Origin of the sequence: Marinobacter bryozoorum (assembly GCF_023156245.1) — a bacterium.
Taxonomy (GTDB): domain Bacteria; phylum Pseudomonadota; class Gammaproteobacteria; order Pseudomonadales; family Oleiphilaceae; genus Marinobacter; species Marinobacter bryozoorum.
Genome location: NZ_JAKZAH010000007.1, coordinates 19734 through 37332, shown reverse-complemented (window position 1 = coordinate 37332; position 17599 = coordinate 19734). Strand labels below are relative to the sequence as shown.

General features: G+C 60.5%; 19 protein-coding genes. 7 read left to right on the top strand and 12 right to left on the bottom strand.

The window, feature by feature from the left end; translation table 11 throughout:
* Window positions 1-5: 5 nt before the first annotated feature.
* The 3 genes from MLC59_RS06005 to MLC59_RS05995 all read left to right on the top strand — a co-directional run bounded on the left by MLC59_RS06005 (window position 6) and on the right by MLC59_RS05995 (window position 1991).
* On the top strand, window positions 6-581 hold the full coding sequence (locus MLC59_RS06005) for a PH domain-containing protein (protein ID WP_248232007.1): 576 nt from the start codon (window positions 6-8) through the stop codon (window positions 579-581).
* Between the two features lie 96 nt (window positions 582-677).
* Window positions 678-1637 carry a DnaJ C-terminal domain-containing protein gene (locus tag MLC59_RS06000; protein ID WP_248232003.1) on the top strand — a complete coding sequence of 320 codons (960 nt, stop codon included), beginning with the start codon at window positions 678-680 and terminating at the stop codon, window positions 1635-1637.
* A 12-nt stretch (window positions 1638-1649) separates the two neighbouring features.
* On the top strand, window positions 1650-1991 hold the full coding sequence (locus tag MLC59_RS05995) for a chaperone modulator CbpM (protein WP_248232000.1): 342 nt from the start codon (window positions 1650-1652) through the stop codon (window positions 1989-1991).
* A 77-nt stretch (window positions 1992-2068) separates the two neighbouring features.
* Here MLC59_RS05995 and MLC59_RS05990 read toward each other — a convergent pair whose 3' ends face one another.
* Window positions 2069-2245 (bottom strand): DUF6435 family protein, encoded by a 177-nt coding sequence (locus MLC59_RS05990; protein ID WP_248231999.1) that lies wholly within the window; start codon window positions 2243-2245, stop codon window positions 2069-2071.
* 147 nt (window positions 2246-2392) lie between these two features.
* Between MLC59_RS05990 and MLC59_RS05985 the strand changes: the two genes are divergently transcribed.
* The 3 genes from MLC59_RS05985 to MLC59_RS05975 all read left to right on the top strand — a co-directional run bounded on the left by MLC59_RS05985 (window position 2393) and on the right by MLC59_RS05975 (window position 5048).
* Window positions 2393-3115, top strand: coding sequence for a DsbA family protein (locus MLC59_RS05985; RefSeq protein ID WP_248231995.1), 723 nt, complete (start codon window positions 2393-2395; stop codon window positions 3113-3115).
* Between the two features lie 138 nt (window positions 3116-3253).
* Window positions 3254-4273 carry an oxygen-dependent tRNA uridine(34) hydroxylase TrhO gene (gene trhO, locus MLC59_RS05980; protein ID WP_248231993.1) on the top strand — a complete coding sequence of 340 codons (1020 nt, stop codon included), beginning with the start codon at window positions 3254-3256 and terminating at the stop codon, window positions 4271-4273.
* A gap of 43 nt (window positions 4274-4316) precedes the next feature.
* Window positions 4317-5048 (top strand): DUF481 domain-containing protein, encoded by a 732-nt coding sequence (locus MLC59_RS05975; protein WP_248231991.1) that lies wholly within the window; start codon window positions 4317-4319, stop codon window positions 5046-5048.
* 16 nt (window positions 5049-5064) lie between these two features.
* Here the strand turns inward: MLC59_RS05975 and MLC59_RS05970 are convergent, their stop codons facing one another.
* The 4 genes from MLC59_RS05970 to MLC59_RS05955 form a co-directional block, all read right to left on the bottom strand.
* The gene (locus MLC59_RS05970; RefSeq protein WP_248231989.1) at window positions 5065-5823 is read right to left on the bottom strand and encodes a substrate-binding periplasmic protein; all 759 of its coding nucleotides are present in this window, start codon (window positions 5821-5823) and stop codon (window positions 5065-5067) included.
* Between the two features lie 81 nt (window positions 5824-5904).
* Window positions 5905-6852: a YbgA family protein gene (locus MLC59_RS05965; RefSeq protein ID WP_248231988.1), complete on the bottom strand. Its 948-nt coding sequence runs from the start codon at window positions 6850-6852 to the stop codon at window positions 5905-5907.
* Between the two features lie 104 nt (window positions 6853-6956).
* A complete protein-coding gene (locus tag MLC59_RS05960; protein ID WP_248231987.1) occupies window positions 6957-9215 on the bottom strand; it encodes a glycosyltransferase in 2259 nt (752 codons plus the stop codon).
* Entirely contained in the window at window positions 9212-10252 is a 1041-nt protein-coding gene (locus MLC59_RS05955) for a lysylphosphatidylglycerol synthase transmembrane domain-containing protein (protein ID WP_248231986.1), read from the bottom strand. The genes MLC59_RS05960 and MLC59_RS05955 overlap by 4 nt, the downstream gene beginning before the upstream one ends.
* Before the next feature lie 190 nt (window positions 10253-10442).
* Here MLC59_RS05955 and gloA point away from each other — a divergent pair, with 190 nt between their 5' ends.
* Window positions 10443-10991 carry a lactoylglutathione lyase gene (gloA, locus tag MLC59_RS05950; protein ID WP_248231985.1) on the top strand — a complete coding sequence of 183 codons (549 nt, stop codon included), beginning with the start codon at window positions 10443-10445 and terminating at the stop codon, window positions 10989-10991.
* Window positions 10992-11043: 52 nt separating this feature from the next.
* Here the strand turns inward: gloA and MLC59_RS05945 are convergent, their stop codons facing one another.
* The 7 genes from MLC59_RS05945 to MLC59_RS05915 all read right to left on the bottom strand — a co-directional run bounded on the left by MLC59_RS05945 (window position 11044) and on the right by MLC59_RS05915 (window position 17464).
* A complete protein-coding gene (locus MLC59_RS05945; protein WP_248231984.1) occupies window positions 11044-11973 on the bottom strand; it encodes a DMT family transporter in 930 nt (309 codons plus the stop codon).
* Window positions 11970-12620, bottom strand: a complete 651-nt coding sequence (locus tag MLC59_RS05940) for a LutC/YkgG family protein (protein WP_248231983.1) — start codon at window positions 12618-12620, stop codon at window positions 11970-11972. The genes MLC59_RS05945 and MLC59_RS05940 overlap by 4 nt, the downstream gene beginning before the upstream one ends.
* Window positions 12617-14041, bottom strand: coding sequence for a LutB/LldF family L-lactate oxidation iron-sulfur protein (locus MLC59_RS05935; RefSeq protein ID WP_248231982.1), 1425 nt, complete (start codon window positions 14039-14041; stop codon window positions 12617-12619). Before MLC59_RS05935 ends, MLC59_RS05940 begins: the two co-directional genes overlap by 4 nt.
* Entirely contained in the window at window positions 14038-14829 is a 792-nt protein-coding gene (locus MLC59_RS05930) for a (Fe-S)-binding protein (protein ID WP_248231979.1), read from the bottom strand. Before MLC59_RS05930 ends, MLC59_RS05935 begins: the two co-directional genes overlap by 4 nt.
* A gap of 166 nt (window positions 14830-14995) precedes the next feature.
* Complete coding sequence (locus MLC59_RS05925) at window positions 14996-15283, bottom strand: ComEA family DNA-binding protein (protein ID WP_248231977.1); 288 nt, start codon at window positions 15281-15283, stop codon at window positions 14996-14998.
* A gap of 572 nt (window positions 15284-15855) precedes the next feature.
* Window positions 15856-17031: a GNAT family N-acetyltransferase gene (locus MLC59_RS05920; RefSeq protein WP_248231975.1), complete on the bottom strand. Its 1176-nt coding sequence runs from the start codon at window positions 17029-17031 to the stop codon at window positions 15856-15858.
* A gap of 85 nt (window positions 17032-17116) precedes the next feature.
* Window positions 17117-17464 carry a hypothetical protein gene (locus tag MLC59_RS05915; RefSeq protein ID WP_248231972.1) on the bottom strand — a complete coding sequence of 116 codons (348 nt, stop codon included), beginning with the start codon at window positions 17462-17464 and terminating at the stop codon, window positions 17117-17119.
* Between the last annotated feature and the right edge of the window lie 135 nt (window positions 17465-17599).

Sequence of the window (17599 nt, the reverse complement as noted above, 5' to 3'; positions counted from 1 at the left end):
CAGCCATGTCAATTGAAATTATCGGCTATGCCGCCAGGAACCTGGAGCCCGGCGAGAAGATCGTTTTCCAGACCCGGACCCACTGGATTACCCTCGCCAGCCCTGTGATCTTTATCCTGGTCGGCGTTGCTGTGACGTCAGGCGTCTATAGCCTGGGTGTGCCCGACATGGATACGGTCAAGGCCGATCCCGTGTCAGTTGTTTTCGATACCCCGCACACCCTGCTTCTGGTGGTCGCCCTGTTTTTTCTGCTGCAGGGTGTTCTGACCTTTATCCGGCGACTGATGATCGTGCTGGGTAGTGAGATGACGATTACCAGTCGACGAGTTATCGACAAGGCGGGGGTTATCTGGCGCGATGCCGACGAGATACATGCCGGCAAGCTCGAAGGCTCTAAACTGATCAGACAAAGCTGGCTCGGCCAACTGCTCAATTATGGCACCCTGGCGATCAATGGAACGGGCGGCAAGGTGATTACCCTGCTCAATGCCCGGCAGCCCATGACCGTCCGGCGTAACATATCCCGCCTTATTGCCTACCATGAAAAACGGCAACGCCGCCTCGACAACAACGGTGTATAAAGCAAGGGAACACGAGGGGGCCGACTTGTAATTTCGGTATTCGCGTCAACTATAGGTAGGTAGGGATTTATCTAACCTGAGGCGCGAGGACAATCGATGGACTTCAAGGACTACTACGCCGCACTCGGTGTGAGCGAGTCGGCCTCTCCGGAAGAGATCAAGAAGGCCTACCGCAAGCTGGCCCGGAAGTATCACCCGGATGTCAGCAAGGAAGACGATGCTGACGCAAAGTTCAAGGACGTAGGTGAAGCCTACGAGGTACTCAAAGACCCGGAAAAACGGGCCGAATACGATCAGTTGCGTAAGTACGGTGCCCGCGGTGATGGTTCGTTCGAGCCGCCCCCCGGCTGGCAGAGCGCATCCGGTTTTGGTGGTGGCGGTTACACCGAGGCTGATGCCCACCAGTTCAGTGACTTCTTCGAGGAAATCTTTGGCGGTGGACGCCGCACCGGAGGTGGCTTCGGCGGTTTCCGCCAGAACATGCGCAGCCGGGGTGAAGATATACACGCCCGCCTGGCCCTGTTCCTGGAGGAGGCCTACCATGGCTGTGAAAAGCAGGTTCAGTTCACTGTCCATGAGGTGGACGATCAGGGCCGCATCGTCGCCAGGCCAAAGACCCTGAAAGTGAAGATTCCTGCCGGCATGAGGGATGGGCAGCATATTCGCCTGAAGGGACAGGGTTCTCCCGGTATCGGCGGTGGCGGGAACGGCGATCTGTTTATTGAGGTTGAGCTGGCGCCACACCCGTTATTTACCGTGGAAGGCCGGGATCTGCTGCTGACAGTTCCGGTCGCCCCCTGGGAGGCAGCCCTGGGGGCCAGCGTCACCGTTCCAACCGTGGCTGGCAAGGTCAACCTGAAAATCCCCGGCGGTTCGAACAGCGGCCGCAAGCTGCGGCTCAAGGGCAAGGGGCTACCCGGGAAGCACCCGGGAGACCAGATCGTGGTGTTGCAGGTGGTGATGCCGGAACAGCACAGCGAAGAGGCCGAGGCGCTCTACCAGCAACTGGCAGACGCCGAAAAGCACTTCAATCCGCGTAGCAAGCTGCATGTGTGACAGGGGGACAGGATGACAATCAGGGATACCATAATCACCGTTGAGCTGGATGACCCGGCGGGCACCTTCACGCTACGGGAAATCTGTGAGCGCGGGGAATGCCACGCGGAATTCGTGATCAAGCTGGTCAGCCATGGCGTGATCTCACCGGTGAACGACACACAGGAAGCCCGTGACTGGGCCTTTGACCTGCAAGCCCTGGCGCGGCTTCGCAAGGCGCAGCGTCTGCAACGGGACCTCAAGATCAACCTGCCCGGACTGGCCATGTCCCTGGACCTGCTGGACGAGGTCCGCGACATGCGCCGGGAAGTGGATCGCCTGAACCGTTTGCTGGCACAGTTCATTACCGACTGAGATATACCCTCTGATGCAAGACAGGGGCGGCAATGGCGCCGTCCCGGTTGCCTGACCGTGCGCCCGGGACAGTACGGTTACCTCCCCTCGTTCTCCAGTGCCTGAATCTGTGCATACAGGGCCTCAGCCTCTTCCATCAGCGTGGAGTGCGTTCGGAGGTCGCCGTTTCGCTGGGCATGCAGAGCCCTGGAGAGCTTTTCCTCGTAGGCCTTTTTCAGTTTTTTCTTTGGGTCGGGTTTCAGAAATCCGAGCATGGTGTGCCCCTGTAGCCGGTTTAAAACATAGTACGTACCAACGAGGATCGGGTTCACCGTCATTGGCATAGCCGCCCCGAGAGTTGTGCCTTTGCCACAAACTTCGCACAATAGCGCCCTTTCAGAGATTCGTGCAGGAGATTACCCATGGGTGAAGCCAAGCGTCGTCAGGAAACCGGGAGCCCGGCCCCCCGTAACCGATCCCGCAAGGGCGTGGTGTATGCCGGACTCGTGATTATTGCCGTGGCCGTGCTGGCCGCGCTCTATTACCTTACCCAGCCGTCGCTGACGGGCACAGGTGACCTTCCGGATGTGTCTGAAGATACCCCGGCCTTTCCGGCGGAGCTGGATCGCTATGGTATTTCGGTAGGGTCGGAAGATGCCGGGGTCGTGGTGAGGGAGTTTGCCGACTACCAGTGCCCGGCTTGCGCTCGCTTCGCGGGGGCCAGCCAGCGTCTGAAGGAAGAGTATGTGGAGTCCGGTAAAGTGCGTTTCGTGTTCTTTGATCTCCCCCTGCGGCAGCATACCCACGCCATGACCGCGGCCATGGCCGCCCGTTGCGCCGGTGACCAGGACCAGTACTGGGCCATGCACGACCGCCTGTTTGAAGAGCAGTCGAGCTGGGACTCTCTGTCGGATGCGGGCGAGCAATTCTCCGACTATGCCGACGACCTGGGCCTGAATACCCGTCGCTTCAACCGGTGCCTGGAATCCGAATTGCACCGTGAAGCCGTCGAAGAAAGCCGCCAGGTGGCTACCCGGCTGCAGGTTGCCAGTACTCCCACCGTACTGGTGGATAATATCCCCCTGAACCGTCCGGGCTGGGAACAGCTGTCTGCCGTCGTTGAGCGTGAGCTGAACGAACAGTAATGCCCTCCGCCCCCGCGCGGATTGGTTTTCAATTCCCGGTTTGGTTAAAATTCGCCCGCCAATCACGGTGCCGGCCCTCGCTGGCGCCGTACTGAATCACCATGCTCCGGATTTACGGTCCGGCCCGCAGGAGTCACCATGACCCAGAATGTTGTTGTCTGCGCACTGTACAAGTTCGCAGTGCTGAATGATTACCGTGAATTACGCCAGCCGCTGCTGGAGCTGATGCTGGCAAAGGATGTCCACGGCACCTTGCTGCTTGCCCGGGAGGGTATCAACGGCACCATTGCTGGCAGCCGTGACGGCATCGATGCCATCAAGGACTGGCTCGGCAAGGACGAGCGTTTTGACGGCATTGACTACAAGGAATCCTTTGTCGATATCCAGCCGTTCAAGCGTACCAAGGTCAAACTCAAGAAAGAGATCGTCACTCTGGGGGTTGAAGGCATTGATCCGAAACGCATCGTAGGAACGTATGTTGAGCCCCAGGCATGGAACGACCTCATCTCGGACCCGGACGTGGTGCTGATCGATACCCGTAATCAGTATGAAGTGGAAATCGGCACCTTCGAGGGCGCAGTGAACCCGGCCACCGATACCTTCCGGGAGTTCCCGGAGTACGTTAAGGAAAACCTCGACCCAGGCAAGCATCGCAAGGTCGCGATGTTCTGCACCGGCGGTATTCGCTGCGAAAAGTCCACCGCGTTCCTCAAGGAACAGGGCTTTGAAGAGGTGTATCACCTGAAAGGCGGTATCCTGAATTACCTGGAGTCCGTGCCTGAAGAGAACAGCCTGTGGCGGGGCGAGTGCTTTGTATTCGACGACAGGGTAACCGTTAACCATCAGCTTGAGCGGGGCCAGTACGACCAGTGCCACGCCTGCCGCCGCCCCATTACGGAGGCGGACAAGCAGCGCCCGGAATACGAGCGCGGCGTCAGCTGTCATCAGTGTGTTGATACCCTGACGGATGAACAGCGCGCCCGGTTTGCTGAACGTGAGCGTCAGGTGCGCCTGGCCAGGGAGCGGGGCGAAGCCCATGTAGGTGGAGAAGCCGCCCGCATCATCGCCGAACGAAAGGCCCGCAAGAAAGCTGAGCGCGCCCGACAGGCGGCTCGCAGTGCACGAGGGGAGCAGGGTGGCAAGAAAGTGTCTGCCTGATCCGGCACCCGGCCCCTGACCAGGAACTGACAACGGAGAACCCATGACACGCGTTACCCGTATGGCGGCACTTGTCGCCCTGAGCATGCCCCTGGCCGCTACCGCCCAGACCGGTAACTGGGAAGGCGAGGCCGAGCTGGGCCTGCTGGTCACCACCGGTAACTCGGAGGAGACCAATCTCAAGGGGCGGCTCGGCCTGGTGCATGAAACCGAAAGCTGGCGCAACATCGGGGAGTTCCGTTCGGCCTACACCGAAGCGGAGGATGAAACCACGGCGGAGCGGTACCGGGCCGAGGCAGAAACGGACTACAAATTTTCCGAAAACCAGTTCTGGTTCGTTCGTGGGTCCTGGGAGAGTGACCGCTTTTCCGGCTATGACTTCCGCTCTTCGGCCACCACGGGTTATGGTCATCGGGTCTGGGAGTTGGGCGAGGACTCCTTCCTGGACCTGTCGGCCGGTGTGGGTTACCGCTTCAACAAGCTCGACGAGCCGGACCAGGACGGTAACCGGGAAGAGGACGAGGCCATCGCGCGCCTGGCCGGGCAATTCGATTTTGCCCTGTCCGAAAACGCCCTGTTCCGCCAGAAGCTCTCCACCGAAATCGGCCTGGATGCAAACAACGTCATTACAGAGTCGGAAACCGCCGTGCAGGCCAGTGTGGTCGGAGATTTGTCGCTGAAGCTGGCCTACCGCGTCACCCATGTGTCCGACGCACCTCCGGATTCGGAAGATACCGACACCGAAACCTCGGTTTCCCTGCTTTACGGATTCTGACGGGTAACCGGCTGCATTACTGGTAGGCGCGCACGATACGCTCCAGCTCCCCGGACGCTTTCATACGCTCGAGTTCCCGGTTGATACCCTGCACCAGTGCCTGGTGGCGTGGGGCAAACATAAGGCGATAGCCGACGTCGTCCAGCTGGATGGGGGCCTCGCGGATGCTGTCTCCCCAGGGCGCATTTTTAAGGGTCCAGTATCCGGCATGCAGGTTGCTCACGGCACCTGTGAAGCGTGTGCCCCCGTGATACAGGCGCCGCAACATGGGTTCCTGTTCCTGGACCGGAATGATGGATACCGCCCCGTCACGCAGGCGTTGTTCAAGCCAGGGGTAGTGAAAGCCCAGCCGTGTCAGCAGGGTGCCGTCGAGATCTTCCACCTCGTTAATTTGCTGAGCCCTGTCCCGGTGTACGAAGATGGCGTCCCGGGTCATCATCACAGGTTCGGAGAATACGAAGGACTCTGGCTCGTCCACCCACTCCATGGCCCGCATGGTGACATCCAGATGACCTGACAGGAGCAGGCTTTCACTGCGTTTTGGAGGTACCTGTACGGCCGTCAGCTCGATCTGGTACTGCTCAGCGATTGCCGAGAGCACATCCCAGAAAATACCGTTCACACTGCCGTCTTCGTGGATGATGGTAAACGGAGGGTAGCCTCCGCTACTGATATTGAAGGCCAGGGTAGCCGGAATTCCGGTTGGGGATGTATCGTCACCGACAGCTGTTTGCGCCCCGAGGAGTATCAGCAGGGCCATCACACAGTGGCGCATGGTTGTCTGTTCCCGGTCAGAAAGGTGTTAACAGAATATAGTTGGTGAGGCGAAATCACCAGCGATTCTGCCAGGAGTTGTTCAGATCCGGTTCCTCAGGCCCAGGTCATCCGGGTAGGGCGACAGGTAATGTTGCTGGTCCAGGTAGCCGATGGGCTCCCGGCGCTGGGCCATGCGCAGCAGAGTCATGGGGACGATCAGTGGCACTTCGCCCCGGTGATAGGCTTCAACCTGTTCCATCAGTACCTTGCGGTCGGCATCGCCCATGGAATCCCGCAGGTAGCCCATCAGGTGCTGCATGGCATTGACATGGGAGCCGCGACTGACGCGCTTGGTCATGGCTTCCATGAAGCGGTGAATGTACCGGTCTGCAATGTCGGCCAGGGGCTCGGACTTCAGGTCTCCCAGCATGGGGCCGAGCTGCCGGTAAATCTGTTCGGAGTGGGCCAGCAGCTGGAACTTGTGGCGAGTGTGGAACTCGATGAGAGCCTGGGGGGTGAGCCGTTCGCCGGCCACGTTCTGCATCCAGTCATCGTAGGCAAAGACCCGCTCGATAAAGTTTTCCCGTAGCTGGTCATCATTAAGGCGGCCTTCTTCCTCAACCGGCATCAGGGGGTAGGTGCGGATCAGCGCTTCGGCAAACATGCCACGGCCGTCCCGATGGACGACGTTGCCATCGCTGTTATGGACACGAATGCGCTCCATCCCGCAGGAAGGCGACTTTGCCATAAGGATATAGCCCCGCAGATCCGCCAGGGAGCCTATAACCTGGTCGATAAAACCCTCCATCTCGGCCGTATGGTCGGTACCCTTTTTCACCTCGACAAGCCGGAGCCCGCCGTCGCTTTCCCTCAGGTGAATGGCCGGTCGTGGCACACCAAGCCCGGCTTCGAGTTCCGGGCACAGGGAGCGGAACTCAAAGTAACGGGACAGCACCTCGGTGCAGTAACGGGAATGCTTGTGACCGCCATCGTGGCGGACTTCCTTGCCGAGGAGGCAGGTGCTGATACCGACGGGAATCTTGCTCATGGTGCGGCACTCCACTGGATAAAATGACGCCCGTGGGGGCAGTGCTGGATTCAGTATACGGCATATGGCCCGGATACGATGACCGTTACCACCAGGTCAGCAAATCAACCAGGCTCCTGGCCCGCTTGCTTGCCCCGGTAGGTCCGGGCACCCGCTTCGTCCTCACGGGCCGCCAGGACATAGGCGTAGATTTCCCTTACGTTGCCCGAGAACTTCTTCACCGAGTAATCCCTGGCAAAGGCCCGGGCGTTGTCGGACAACTGCCGGCGCAGGGTGTCATCCTCCAGGAGGGTTGCTACGCGCTGGCACCAGAGATCCTGCCTTTCCGGCGTCTTGTAGCCGTTCTGGCCGTGTTGCACCACATCGTCGATACCGCTGGAACGTACGGCTACCACCGGCAACCCTGCAGCCATGGCCTCGAGGATCACCATGCCCTGGGTTTCGGACTTCGAGGCAAACAGGAAGGCATCCCCCAGCCGGTACCAGGTGGCCATGTCATCCGGCGGCACCGCACCGGCGAGTGTGATGCAATCGGCCATGCCCAGTTCGTCAATCCGGGACTGCAGCCGCTCCCGCTGGTGGCCATCGCCAATCATCAGGAAGTGGAACGCACGGGAGCCGGTCTGCCGCAGCTCTGTCAGCGCGTCGATCATGAAATCGATATTCTTTTCGTTGGATAACCGGGCCACGCTGATCAGAACCCGGGTGTCCTGGGGCAATTCCAGCTTCGCCCTCAATGCCTCAACATCGGCCTCCTCAACCTGCTGGAAGCGCTCGTACTCGATACCGGTGGGCTGGACATAGGTGGGCGTCCTTACTCCGATCATGCGCAGGTATTCCTCCGTGGAGTAGGTGGGCACGATCACGCCGTCACAGAAGTTGGCAAAGCGCCGGATCAACGCGTGGGAAATCAGGTTCCTGAACAGCAGGCCGGGCAGGGGCACGAAGTGGGCATAGTGTTCCAGGCGGGTATGGTAGGTGTAGATAACCGGCACGTTCAGTAACCGGGCCATGAACACGCCGAGGGAGCCGAGCCAGAAGGGATGGTGAACATGGATCACGTCTGGCCGGAATGCCCTTACCTGGCGCCGGATACGGCGAAGGAAAATGTTGGCCATGCGGAACTCCCGGTGGGCCCCCATGGACAGCAGCGAAGGCACCCGCAGCACGTCAGGGTCGTCGGTGGGCTGATCCTGGTAGACCGGCGCTACCACCAGGACGCTGTCTCCGAGCTGTTCCAGGCCACGGCGCAGGCGGTCGATGGAAATGGGCACCCCGCCGATAAAGGGCAGGTAATTGTTGGTGAACATCGCCACCCGTAGTTTTTTATCCAGCCATGGGGTCGGGTCCAGGTCATAGTTGGGGTAATAATCCCGCCCCCGGAAAACCACGGTGTAAAGCTTGATGGCCAGTATCGACAGCACGGCTACCAGCAGCACGAAGTTCAGAAAACCGGTGTAGAACAGCGAATAGATAAAGAACCAGAAGCTTTCCAGGTGGCGCAGTACCGGGTGCTGACGGGTTTCGATAGGTTGCATGTCCACGTCGATGCCGTCGTCGGCGACGGTCACCATCAGGTAGTGGTAAAAACTGTCGTCAGTGTTCAGGACCAGGCCGCCCGCGCCGCCGGTAGTTACGAAACGGGTTCCGTCTTCGAAACGGTCTGACCAGGTGGCGACATTAGACGACAGAACCAGGTCCACCTCATAGTCACGGAACAGGTCCAGCAGCGCTTGCCGGAAAGGCGCCGGCTGCAGGTAATCGTCCTCGTCATCCAGCAGCAGGGAATTTCCGGTGGAGAACAGTGGATGGCCCACGAAAACCATGCGGTGATCCGAGCTGTCCTCAGCTAGCTGGTCATGGAGCCACCGCACCTGCCAGCGCCAGGGCGTCTTGCCGGTACTGTCGAGGAAGATAAAGCGCGAGCCTGCCACCCGGAAGCTGAAGTAATGGGGACCGAAGTGCTCGTAGTAACGGTAGCTGCCGAAGGTGCTGTGTTCGTTTTCGCCAAAGGTCAGCAGCCAGGGAATGTCCAGCTTGCCAAGCGTCCCGTAGAGGGCCTGGTACTTGTCCTCCCCGCCGTTACTGACCGCGTTGCCGGCGGAAACGAGGAACTGTGCACCGCTGTTGTTGATCCGGGGCAGGATGCGGTTCTCGAACATGCCCACCGAGTTGTTGATATTGCCCGCCACGGCAAAACGAAAGGGTTGGTCGTCGATTGTACGGGTAATCGACTCAACCTGGCTGGCGTGAACGCCTTCGAACTCCGGCAGGAAATAGTTCAGGTAGGCCTTGTACCCCAGCAGCAGGAGGACCACGGTGACATTGAGGTAGAAAAGCAGCTTGAGGGGTTTGCGGATCATCGTTTGCGGCTCCTTGCCAGGTCCCTCTGCAGCAGTATCAGCCCGATCAGCATGCCCAGATAAATGGTGACCCCACGCCAGGCCACGGTGACGAGTACCAGGTGACTTCCTCCAAGGATATCCCGGAAGAAGCTGCCGAATACACCTTCAGAGATCCCGGATGCACCGGGCGTAGGCGAAAAGTACATGATGAAGGTGGTAACCACCAGCAGGCCAAGGTTGTTCAGCCAGGAAATGTCGTACCCCAGGCCGGTGATCAGCAACCAGGGGAAGCTGAACAGGCTGACCAGGAACAGGGCCGTAAACACCACGGACAGCAGTACCCAGCGGTGATCCCCCTTGAGGTAGTAGCCGAAACTGCGAGCAAAGCGCATCATTTCGCGGCGGGCCTTGAACTGCCAGCGGCGGTGTCGCTGGGGGCTGATCAGGTTCCAGTGGTCGAGCATTGATAGCAGGCCTGACAGAGGGGGGATCAGCCAGCGGGTGCGGAACAGTACCACCGCAAAGAATGCCAGGTAGAGCACGATCAGGACCGCCAGCACCCAGCTTATGCGGCCCAGCAAAGGCTGGCCCTGGAGTGCCGGCAGGGTGACCAGGAAGATCGGTGTCAGGGAAAAAATGAAAACAATGGCGAGGATCGTACGGATGGTGGTAGCCGCGGTGGCAAACCCAAGGGGGACGCCCTCCCGCTGCAGGTACCAGATCTGGGCGAAGCCACCGCCGGTAGCCATGGGCGTCACGTTGGAGAAAAAGATATTGATAAACACCAGCCGGGCGATTGCCCTGAGTCGCACCCGGTAACCGAGAGCTCGCAGGGTGGCATACAGGCGAAGGCCGTCGCAGGTGAAGTAGAGCAGCAGCAGGGCACCTACCGTGGCGACAGTCCAGGGTGTGAGCAGTCGGCCGTCGAAGCTCACGTCCTGGCTGGCCAGTTGCTGGTGGACCACCCATAGCCCTGCTCCGGTCAGCAGCAGGAACAGTGCCGTGAACAGGAGGAGCCGGCGACCGGAGGTGGAAGGCTGTTGCGGGTGTGCCATGGGGGTACGGGGCCTGTGATTGACGAGGCCACAGTGTATCCCCCTGACTCCGGCGTGTACCAGAGCAGAGCAACTGTTCGTGCTTCTACCGGATCAGCCCTGCCCGTGTGGAGGGTTGAAATCTGTCTTGGTCGCGCACAGGTATATAAGTTGGTCCGTACCAAAACCCATTTATAACCGGAGCAGATTCATGCCTCGACATTTCGAGCAGGCGCCAGGCCTGCATGACGCCGTGGTTCCGGAAACCGAAGGCTATGTGTTCAACCAGACCATGCTGCGCATCAAGGACCCGGAGCGCTCCATGGATTTCTATACCCGTGTGATGGGTATGCGGCTGGTGCGCAAACTCGACTTCCCTGAAATGAAGTTCACCCTCTATTTCCTGGCCTACCTGGATGATCGCCAGGCCCAGATGGTCCCGGCAGACGATGGTCACCGGACCACCTTTATCTTCGGTCGGGAAGCCATGCTGGAGCTGACCCATAACTGGGGCACGGAGAATGAAGACGACTTCAGCTACCACAACGGTAACGACGAGCCCCAGGGGTTTGGTCACATCGGCGTGGCCGTGCCGGATGTCTACGCGGCCTGTGAGCGCTTCGAGAAACTGGATGTCGACTTCGTGAAACGTCCCGACGACGGCAAGATGAAGGGACTGGCGTTTATCAGGGATCCTGACGGTTACTGGATCGAGATTCTCCAGCCCAACATGATGGAGAAACAGCGCAAGGAAGGGTGATCAGCAGCTTTGTCAGTGATCCTTTGGCGCGGCCTGGACCTGCGCCAGAGGGTCATTGACGGGCAGCCTTGCCCGGGCTACTGCTGACGGATGCGACGATCACCGCCACGGTCAGGATAATGGCCCCGGCAATACCGATGGGGCCCAGGACCTCTCCCAGTATCAGCCAGGCCAGGAGCGCGACGAACAGTGGCTCCAGCGTCACGATGATACTCGACAGTGTCGCGGGTGTGGTTTTCATGCCGGTAAAGAAGCTCACGTAGCCGATGCAGGTGGGCACTATGCCGATGTAGGCCACCATCAGCCACTCCTTCACCCCCAGGGTGTCCAGCCCGTCAAACCCTCCGGTTACCCAGACTGCCGGGAGCAATAACAGGGCCGCAACCAGGAAACAGACAAAGGCCGTGGTGAACACGGGCGTCCCGGCGGAGTTATAACGGCTCGTCAGGGTAAACCCCGTGTAGACCGCCGCTGCCAGCAGGGCCATCAGGATGCCCGCCAGGCGCAGGGTGCCCGCGGTATCCATATCGCTTACCACCAGCATGCCGGTGCCGCCGATGGCTGCGAGCAGGGCCAGCACCGTGACCAGCTGGGGTTTCTCACCGAGCAGCGGTGCCGCCAGGATAGCCACCAGTACCGGAGGCAGACACAGGGAAATGAGTGTGGCGATGCCGGCACCGGTCAGGTCCACCGCAAGCAGGTAACTGCCCTGGTAGAACGCCTGGAAGAGCCCCAGTGCAGCCAGGACCAGGAGGGCTGGACGCGTAGCGGACGGCCATAGCCGGCGTGGCTCCCCGGCCCTGGTTTGTGAATCCAGCTCCCGCTTCATTAATACCCAGAAGAATGGTAGCGCCACCAGCAGTCGCAGCAGGCCCAGCGTCAGGGGTTGCAGGTCGGTGTCCGAAAACAGGAACTTGGCAACAATGCCGGTGGTCGCCCAGAGCAGTGAAGCGAGGGCAATAAGCAGGGCTCCGCGAATCATTCAATTACCAGTACGATCAGTTCCCGGGGGCCATGCACCCCGTAGGCGAGGGTTTGTTCGATGTCTGCCGTCTTGGACGGGCCAGAGACCAGCAGGGCATTGGTGGGCATACCGGATGACCAGTCCTGCTCCGCCATGGCGTCAGACAGGGTACCGTAAAGTTCCGTGGCCTTCAGCAGTGCCACGTGGATGGGCGGGACCAGGCTTATGAGCCGGGGTTCTGAGGCATCCGGCCACAGAATCAGTGAGCCGGTCTCGGCAATGCCGCCACGGGTGGTGGTCAGCCCGGCGTCGAGGTTCCTGAACAGGTGTTCTTTCCAGCTTGCCACCGGTTCATCGTAAACCACGAGTTCCGGCAAAGTGGCGGCAGAGGAGGAGAGCGTGGCGAGCGGTTCAGGGCCGTTGCCGACCAGCAGGGTGCTCGCCTGCCGGGACTGTAGTAGTTCGGCGAGGTCTGCCACCCAGTCGCGGTTACGGCAATCATGGATTTCGCCATGCACCGGTTCCATCGCAGCCCGGAATCGGGCGAGTTTCTCTTCTGTTGTCCATTCCGGTCGCTTGAGGGGGGTGAAATCCTTCTCCGGGGTGGACAAGGCTCCGCCCCGGCGCTGACGCATTCGTTGCAGGATCTGGTCGCGGCTGCTCATGGCTGGCGCTCCCTGACCCGTTGATGGAGGGTCCTGGCGGCAAGCTTCGGGGCTGTCCGGTAACGGGTCCAGGCACCCAGGCTTGCAGGTTGCAGAGTCCGCAGGCGACTGGCTACCGACGTTCCCAGCCGGTATGCCAGTGGATTGGCATGGATCAGTCGCCAGGTTTGCCATGCCAGGGATTCCTTCCAGTCCCGTTTTGCGCCATGGCCGTTCACCACCGCCGGATGCAGGCGGTCACCGTCTACGGACTCCTGCCGCAGGCGCACCAACAGGTCGGGGATAGGGATTTTCACCGGGCACACCTCGCCACAGGCGCCACAGAGGCTGGATGCGGAGGGCAGGTGCCGCCCCTCGTCGAGGCCAATCAGGTGAGGCATGAGGATCTTTCCGATTGGACCCGGATAGGTGGTGCCGTAGGCATGGCCCCCAACACGGGTATAAACGGGGCAGTGATTCATGCAGGCACCGCAACGGATACATCGCAGGGTATCGATCAGCTCATCGTCCTGGTAGATGCCTGAGCGCCCGTTGTCTACCAGTACCACGTGTACCTCGTCAGGGCCGTCCAGCTCGTTACCCCGGCGGGGGCCGGACACCATGTTCACGTAGGTGGTGATATGTTGCCCGGTGGCTGACCGGGTCAGGAGGGCCAGCAGGGCGGACATATCCTGCAGCGTTGGCACTACCTTCTCGATGCCAGTCACCGCGATGTGGCACGGGGGTACGGTGGTGGTCATCCGGCCGTTACCCTCGTTTTCCACCAGGCACAGGGTGCCGGTTTCGGCCACTGCGAAATTGACGCCGGACACACCCACGTCGGCTGCCATGAACTTCTCCCGCAGCTGCTGGCGTGCGCTCGCCGTCAGGTATTCCACGTCGCTGGAGCGGTCCGTCCCGGTTTTCTCGTGCATCAGCTCGGAGATCTCGCCCGTGTTCTTGTGAATCGCGGGCATGATGATGTGAGACGGAGTTTCCTCCGCCAGTTGCACAATGTACTCGCCCAGGTCTGATTCCAGGGCTTCGATACCGTGCTGCTGCAGGTGGTGATTGAGGTGCATTTCCTCGCTCACCATGGACTTGCCCTTGATGACCGTACGGGCGTTGCGGGCCTTGCAGATGTCGGTGACTATCCGGCAGGCCTCGTCACCATCCACTGCCCAGTGCACCCTGACGCCGTTGGCGGTCAGTTGTTCTTCAAGCTGTTCCAGCAGGTCCGGCAGGCGCGCAAGGGCGTCCTGGCGTACGCTGGCTCCCAGGGTACGCAGGGCCTCCAGGTCCCACCCCTCGAAAGCCATTCGTCGCTTGTCCATCAGCCCATCCATGGCCCGCCGGAAATTCTGGCGGATCTGGGGATTGTCGATGGCAGCCCGGGCCCGGGGGTGGAACTGGCGTACGTCGGTCAGGTTGGACTCGGTCATGGTGAGGCCGCCCCTTCATCCGTGGCCTGTTCCCGGGTGCGCTCCCAGAGAAAACTGAGAATGTGCTGCCCGCTCAGGCGGTGGCCCTGCTTTTCCGCGTAGCCGGCGACGTTCATCAGGCAGCCGCAGTCGGTCGTTACGAATTCCCTGGCACCGGTGGCAGTCAGTGTGTCCACCTTCTCGGAGACCATGGCCGCTGAAATCTCCGGGTGACGAACGGCGAAGGTTCCCCCGAACCCACAGCACTCCTCGGCCCGTGCCTGTTCGACCACGGTGACCCTGCCCAGCTGCGATAACAGTTCCGGCCCGGTTCCGGCGAGTCCCAGTTCGCGACGGGCGGAGCAGGACGTGTGCATGGCGACGGTGACCGGTTCGCCCTGGTCCGTCAGGCGGATCCGGCAAACGTTGAGCAGGAAGTCCGTCAGTTCCCAGACCCTTTGAGCAACGTTGTTGGCCACATCCTGTTCCGGGGTATCACGGAACAGCTGCGGGTAGTGTTTGCGCATCATGCCCCCACAGGAGCCAGAGGGCACCACAATGGGCCAGTCTTCCGGGAACAGGTTCAGTTGTTGGCGGGCTACCGCCCGGGCCTCGTCATGGTAGCCGGACGTCCACGCCGGCTGGCCGCAGCAGGTCTGTTGCTCGGGGAAGATGACCTCGATGCCTTCCCGTTCCAGTAGCTGGATGCCGGCCATGCCGGCGTCCGGGTAGAACAGGTCTACCAGGCAGGTGCCGTAGAAATAGACTTTTTCTGGTCGCGCAGGGTAAAGCTTGAGGGTGTCCGTCATGCTGGAGTCCCGGTCAACAGGTTCGCAATGCAGATAACCATAGGGTTCACCGCAAAGCATGTCCAGACGACTTTGGGAGGAACAGGGTGACGGCTAAGGGCAGGGCGGTCCGCCGAGACGGCGACCGGGGTGGGAAAAAGGCCCCGCCGGCAGGCGGGGCAGGAGGTCAGCGGGTGGTAATGCGGTCGGCGTTTTTCTCTACCGTGGCATCACCAATGCCCCGCACACGGGCCAGATCGTCCCCGGATTCGAATGGGCCGTTGGTATCCCGGTCGGCAACAATGGCCAGTGCCTTGCTTTCACCAATTCCGTCGAGGGTCGTCAGCTCCTCTGCTGAGGCGGTATTGATGTTGATCGTGCCGGCAACGGGTTCTTCAGCCCAGGCCGGAGCCTGCGCGGCGAGCAGGCTAATGATCAGGGCCAGTGATGCAAGAATGGTCTGTGTCTTTTTCATGGTTTCGTCGCTGTGATTGGTTGACTGTCAATGCGTGAACGACCGGCACGAAGCCCGCACCCGAGGCCGGTTGCTTCACCACGGAACCTCGACAAAGCACTGCGAAAACGCTTGTCAGCCATGTACTACGAAACGGAAGTGCCCGGCCATGAATCCCGGAACTTCAGGAAAGAAAGACGATAGGTAAAACGGGGGATCAGACCAGTCGGTGCGTGGCTGGGGTCACAGTCCCTGTGACCCCTTGTCCACGACCAGACCCTATGCCGGTTCCGTCGGCATTGCCCGGTTCCCTGGGCGCCATCCTTTGGAGCATCCTTGCGTCGCTGACCTTCCTGGTCGGCGATGGGCAAATCCCTGCCGAATGTGCTGCCAGCTTCCCTGCAGTCGCCTCTGTTCCTTGATCACGCGTTCCCTGCGTGTGCCAGTCCCTGCATTCCCTTGGTGACTTCCGTGTACAGGACCCATTCTACGACTCATCGGTTTTTGGGACATCAGACATTCCCGCTGCTGCGTGTAGGAAAACGCTTACAGGCTTGTGAGTTGCTGTCCGTGCCTGGCGTTCGCGCCTGGTCTCAGGCACCTTTCCCAGGGTCGAGGCGATAAGGCAGGGCCTCCAGTGCGGCACGCCGGTAACCTTGAACGTCCATGGCCTCTTCCGCGCAGAAATCTGCCACGGCATCCCGAAAGCCGGGGTGGTCAACGTTGTGCCATGAGTGGGTCAGCACCGGCTCAAAACCGCGCACCAGCTTGTGCTCACCCTGGGCGCCGGCATCGAACCGGGCCAGTCCCTCCGCAATGGCCAGGTCGATACCCTGGTAATAGCAGGTTTCAAAGTGCAGGTGGCTGTAGTCTTCCAGGCAGCCCCAGTAGCGCCCGTAGAGGGTCTGGTCACCAGTAATGAACAGGGCCGCGGCGATGCGCCTGTCCGCTTGCTCGGCAGTGATGATGCGCAACTTTGTGCCAAGGCGCCGGGCCAGGGCGCTGAAGAAGTCCCGGTTCAGGTAAGGGCGCATGCCGCGCTTGAGGTAGGTGGCGTTGTAGAACAGGAAAAAATCGTCCAGCACCTCGTCCGGTAGTGAGTCGCCGGACCAGTGCTGGAACCCGATGCCCTGTTCAGCCACCTGCCGCCGTTCCCGGCGAAGGGACTTGCGCTTGCGGGAAGTGAGGGTGGCCAGGAAGTCATCAAAGTCCCGGTAGTTACGATTGTGCCAGTGGAACTGGCAGCCCAGTCGGTGGAGGCTGTCGGGGGTCCCCAGCAGGGCCTGGTCCGCTTCGTCCGGAAACAAGAGGTGCCAGGAGTGGACCCCGAGTCCTGGCATCAGTGCATCCAGGGCCTGGTGAACCTGGCTGGCGGCAATGCGATCCCGGACATCCTCCCTGATCAGCAGGCGACGACCCTGGCAGGGAGTGAAGGGCACGGCAACTAGCAGTTTGGGGTAATAGGCCAGGCCGTGGCGCTGCCAGGCGTCCGCCCAGGCCCAGTCAAAGACATACTCTCCCATGGAGTGGTATTTCCGATAGGCCGGGGCCACGCCGACCCAGTGGCCGTCAAGGTAGAGTTTCAGGTGGCAGGGCTGCCAGCCGGTTTGCCGGGATACAGTGCCACTGGTTTCGAGGGCTTCAAGGAAGTCGTAGCTGATCAGTGGGTCCGACCCACCGGCGAACGACTGCCAGTCATCACGGCCGATGTCGGCAATGTGGTTTACGGTAAGGATGTCCAGGCCGCGGGGGGCAGGGTGTCCGGTCATAGCGCTGCCCAAAGGAGTGGCCGCCTCGGGGAGGCGGCCTGGTCAATAAATAATGACCTACTTTACGACAGTGACAGGGCTTTGATCACTCTTGTGACTGGTTTTTGCAGCGTTCCTTCATTTTCTCGAAGCGGCGCTGGTGTTTTTGCTGGCGCTCTGAGCGTATTTCGTTCCAGATTTCCCGCTGTTCATCGGTCAGCTTCAGGCGCTCGGCCATCTGCTCATGGCGTTCACCGGCTTTTTCGCGATATTGCTGGCGCTTACTTTCCCAGTCGCCGTTTTCGAATCTTTCGCAAACCTCGGCCTGGTTTTGTTTGCCGCCATAACCGCGCTCATCCTTGCCCTTGTCACCGGCAAAGGCAAACGGGCTGGCAAGCAGGGTGGCGGAAATCAGTGCAGCAGTGAGGGTAGTGGTTGTGTTGCGTGCTTTCATGGCAGAACTCCTGTGTTCACTTCAGTGGTGCGGGTGTTCAGCACCTGTGTCGACATCATAATAGGTGTTTGCGTGTAAGCTCCTGTCAGAGCATGGTAAAAAATCGGTAAAGAGCGCCCCGGGGCTGCGCCGGCC

What these genes read in the sequence shown, in the direction of transcription:
- gloA (WP_248231985.1), top strand. Translation starts at nt 10,443, where the DNA reads ATGCCTCGACATTTCGAGCAGGCGCCAGGCCTGCATGACGCCGTGGTT.
- MLC59_RS05990 (WP_248231999.1), bottom strand. Translation starts at nt 2,245, where the DNA reads ATGCTCGGATTTCTGAAACCCGACCCAAAGAAAAAACTGAAAAAGGCC.
- MLC59_RS05985 (WP_248231995.1), top strand. Translation starts at nt 2,393, where the DNA reads ATGGGTGAAGCCAAGCGTCGTCAGGAAACCGGGAGCCCGGCCCCCCGT.
- MLC59_RS05935 (WP_248231982.1), bottom strand. Translation starts at nt 14,041, where the DNA reads ATGACCGAGTCCAACCTGACCGACGTACGCCAGTTCCACCCCCGGGCC.
- MLC59_RS05975 (WP_248231991.1), top strand. Translation starts at nt 4,317, where the DNA reads ATGACACGCGTTACCCGTATGGCGGCACTTGTCGCCCTGAGCATGCCC.
- MLC59_RS05915 (WP_248231972.1), bottom strand. Translation starts at nt 17,464, where the DNA reads ATGAAAGCACGCAACACAACCACTACCCTCACTGCTGCACTGATTTCC.
- MLC59_RS05945 (WP_248231984.1), bottom strand. Translation starts at nt 11,973, where the DNA reads ATGATTCGCGGAGCCCTGCTTATTGCCCTCGCTTCACTGCTCTGGGCG.
- MLC59_RS05995 (WP_248232000.1), top strand. Translation starts at nt 1,650, where the DNA reads ATGACAATCAGGGATACCATAATCACCGTTGAGCTGGATGACCCGGCG.
- MLC59_RS05925 (WP_248231977.1), bottom strand. Translation starts at nt 15,283, where the DNA reads ATGAAAAAGACACAGACCATTCTTGCATCACTGGCCCTGATCATTAGC.
- MLC59_RS05955 (WP_248231986.1), bottom strand. Translation starts at nt 10,252, where the DNA reads ATGGCACACCCGCAACAGCCTTCCACCTCCGGTCGCCGGCTCCTCCTG.
- MLC59_RS05960 (WP_248231987.1), bottom strand. Translation starts at nt 9,215, where the DNA reads ATGATCCGCAAACCCCTCAAGCTGCTTTTCTACCTCAATGTCACCGTG.
- MLC59_RS05920 (WP_248231975.1), bottom strand. Translation starts at nt 17,031, where the DNA reads ATGACCGGACACCCTGCCCCCCGCGGCCTGGACATCCTTACCGTAAAC.
- MLC59_RS05930 (WP_248231979.1), bottom strand. Translation starts at nt 14,829, where the DNA reads ATGACGGACACCCTCAAGCTTTACCCTGCGCGACCAGAAAAAGTCTAT.
- MLC59_RS05970 (WP_248231989.1), bottom strand. Translation starts at nt 5,823, where the DNA reads ATGCGCCACTGTGTGATGGCCCTGCTGATACTCCTCGGGGCGCAAACA.
- trhO (WP_248231993.1), top strand. Translation starts at nt 3,254, where the DNA reads ATGACCCAGAATGTTGTTGTCTGCGCACTGTACAAGTTCGCAGTGCTG.
- MLC59_RS06000 (WP_248232003.1), top strand. Translation starts at nt 678, where the DNA reads ATGGACTTCAAGGACTACTACGCCGCACTCGGTGTGAGCGAGTCGGCC.
- MLC59_RS05940 (WP_248231983.1), bottom strand. Translation starts at nt 12,620, where the DNA reads ATGAGCAGCCGCGACCAGATCCTGCAACGAATGCGTCAGCGCCGGGGC.
- MLC59_RS05965 (WP_248231988.1), bottom strand. Translation starts at nt 6,852, where the DNA reads ATGAGCAAGATTCCCGTCGGTATCAGCACCTGCCTCCTCGGCAAGGAA.
- MLC59_RS06005 (WP_248232007.1), top strand. Translation starts at nt 6, where the DNA reads ATGTCAATTGAAATTATCGGCTATGCCGCCAGGAACCTGGAGCCCGGC.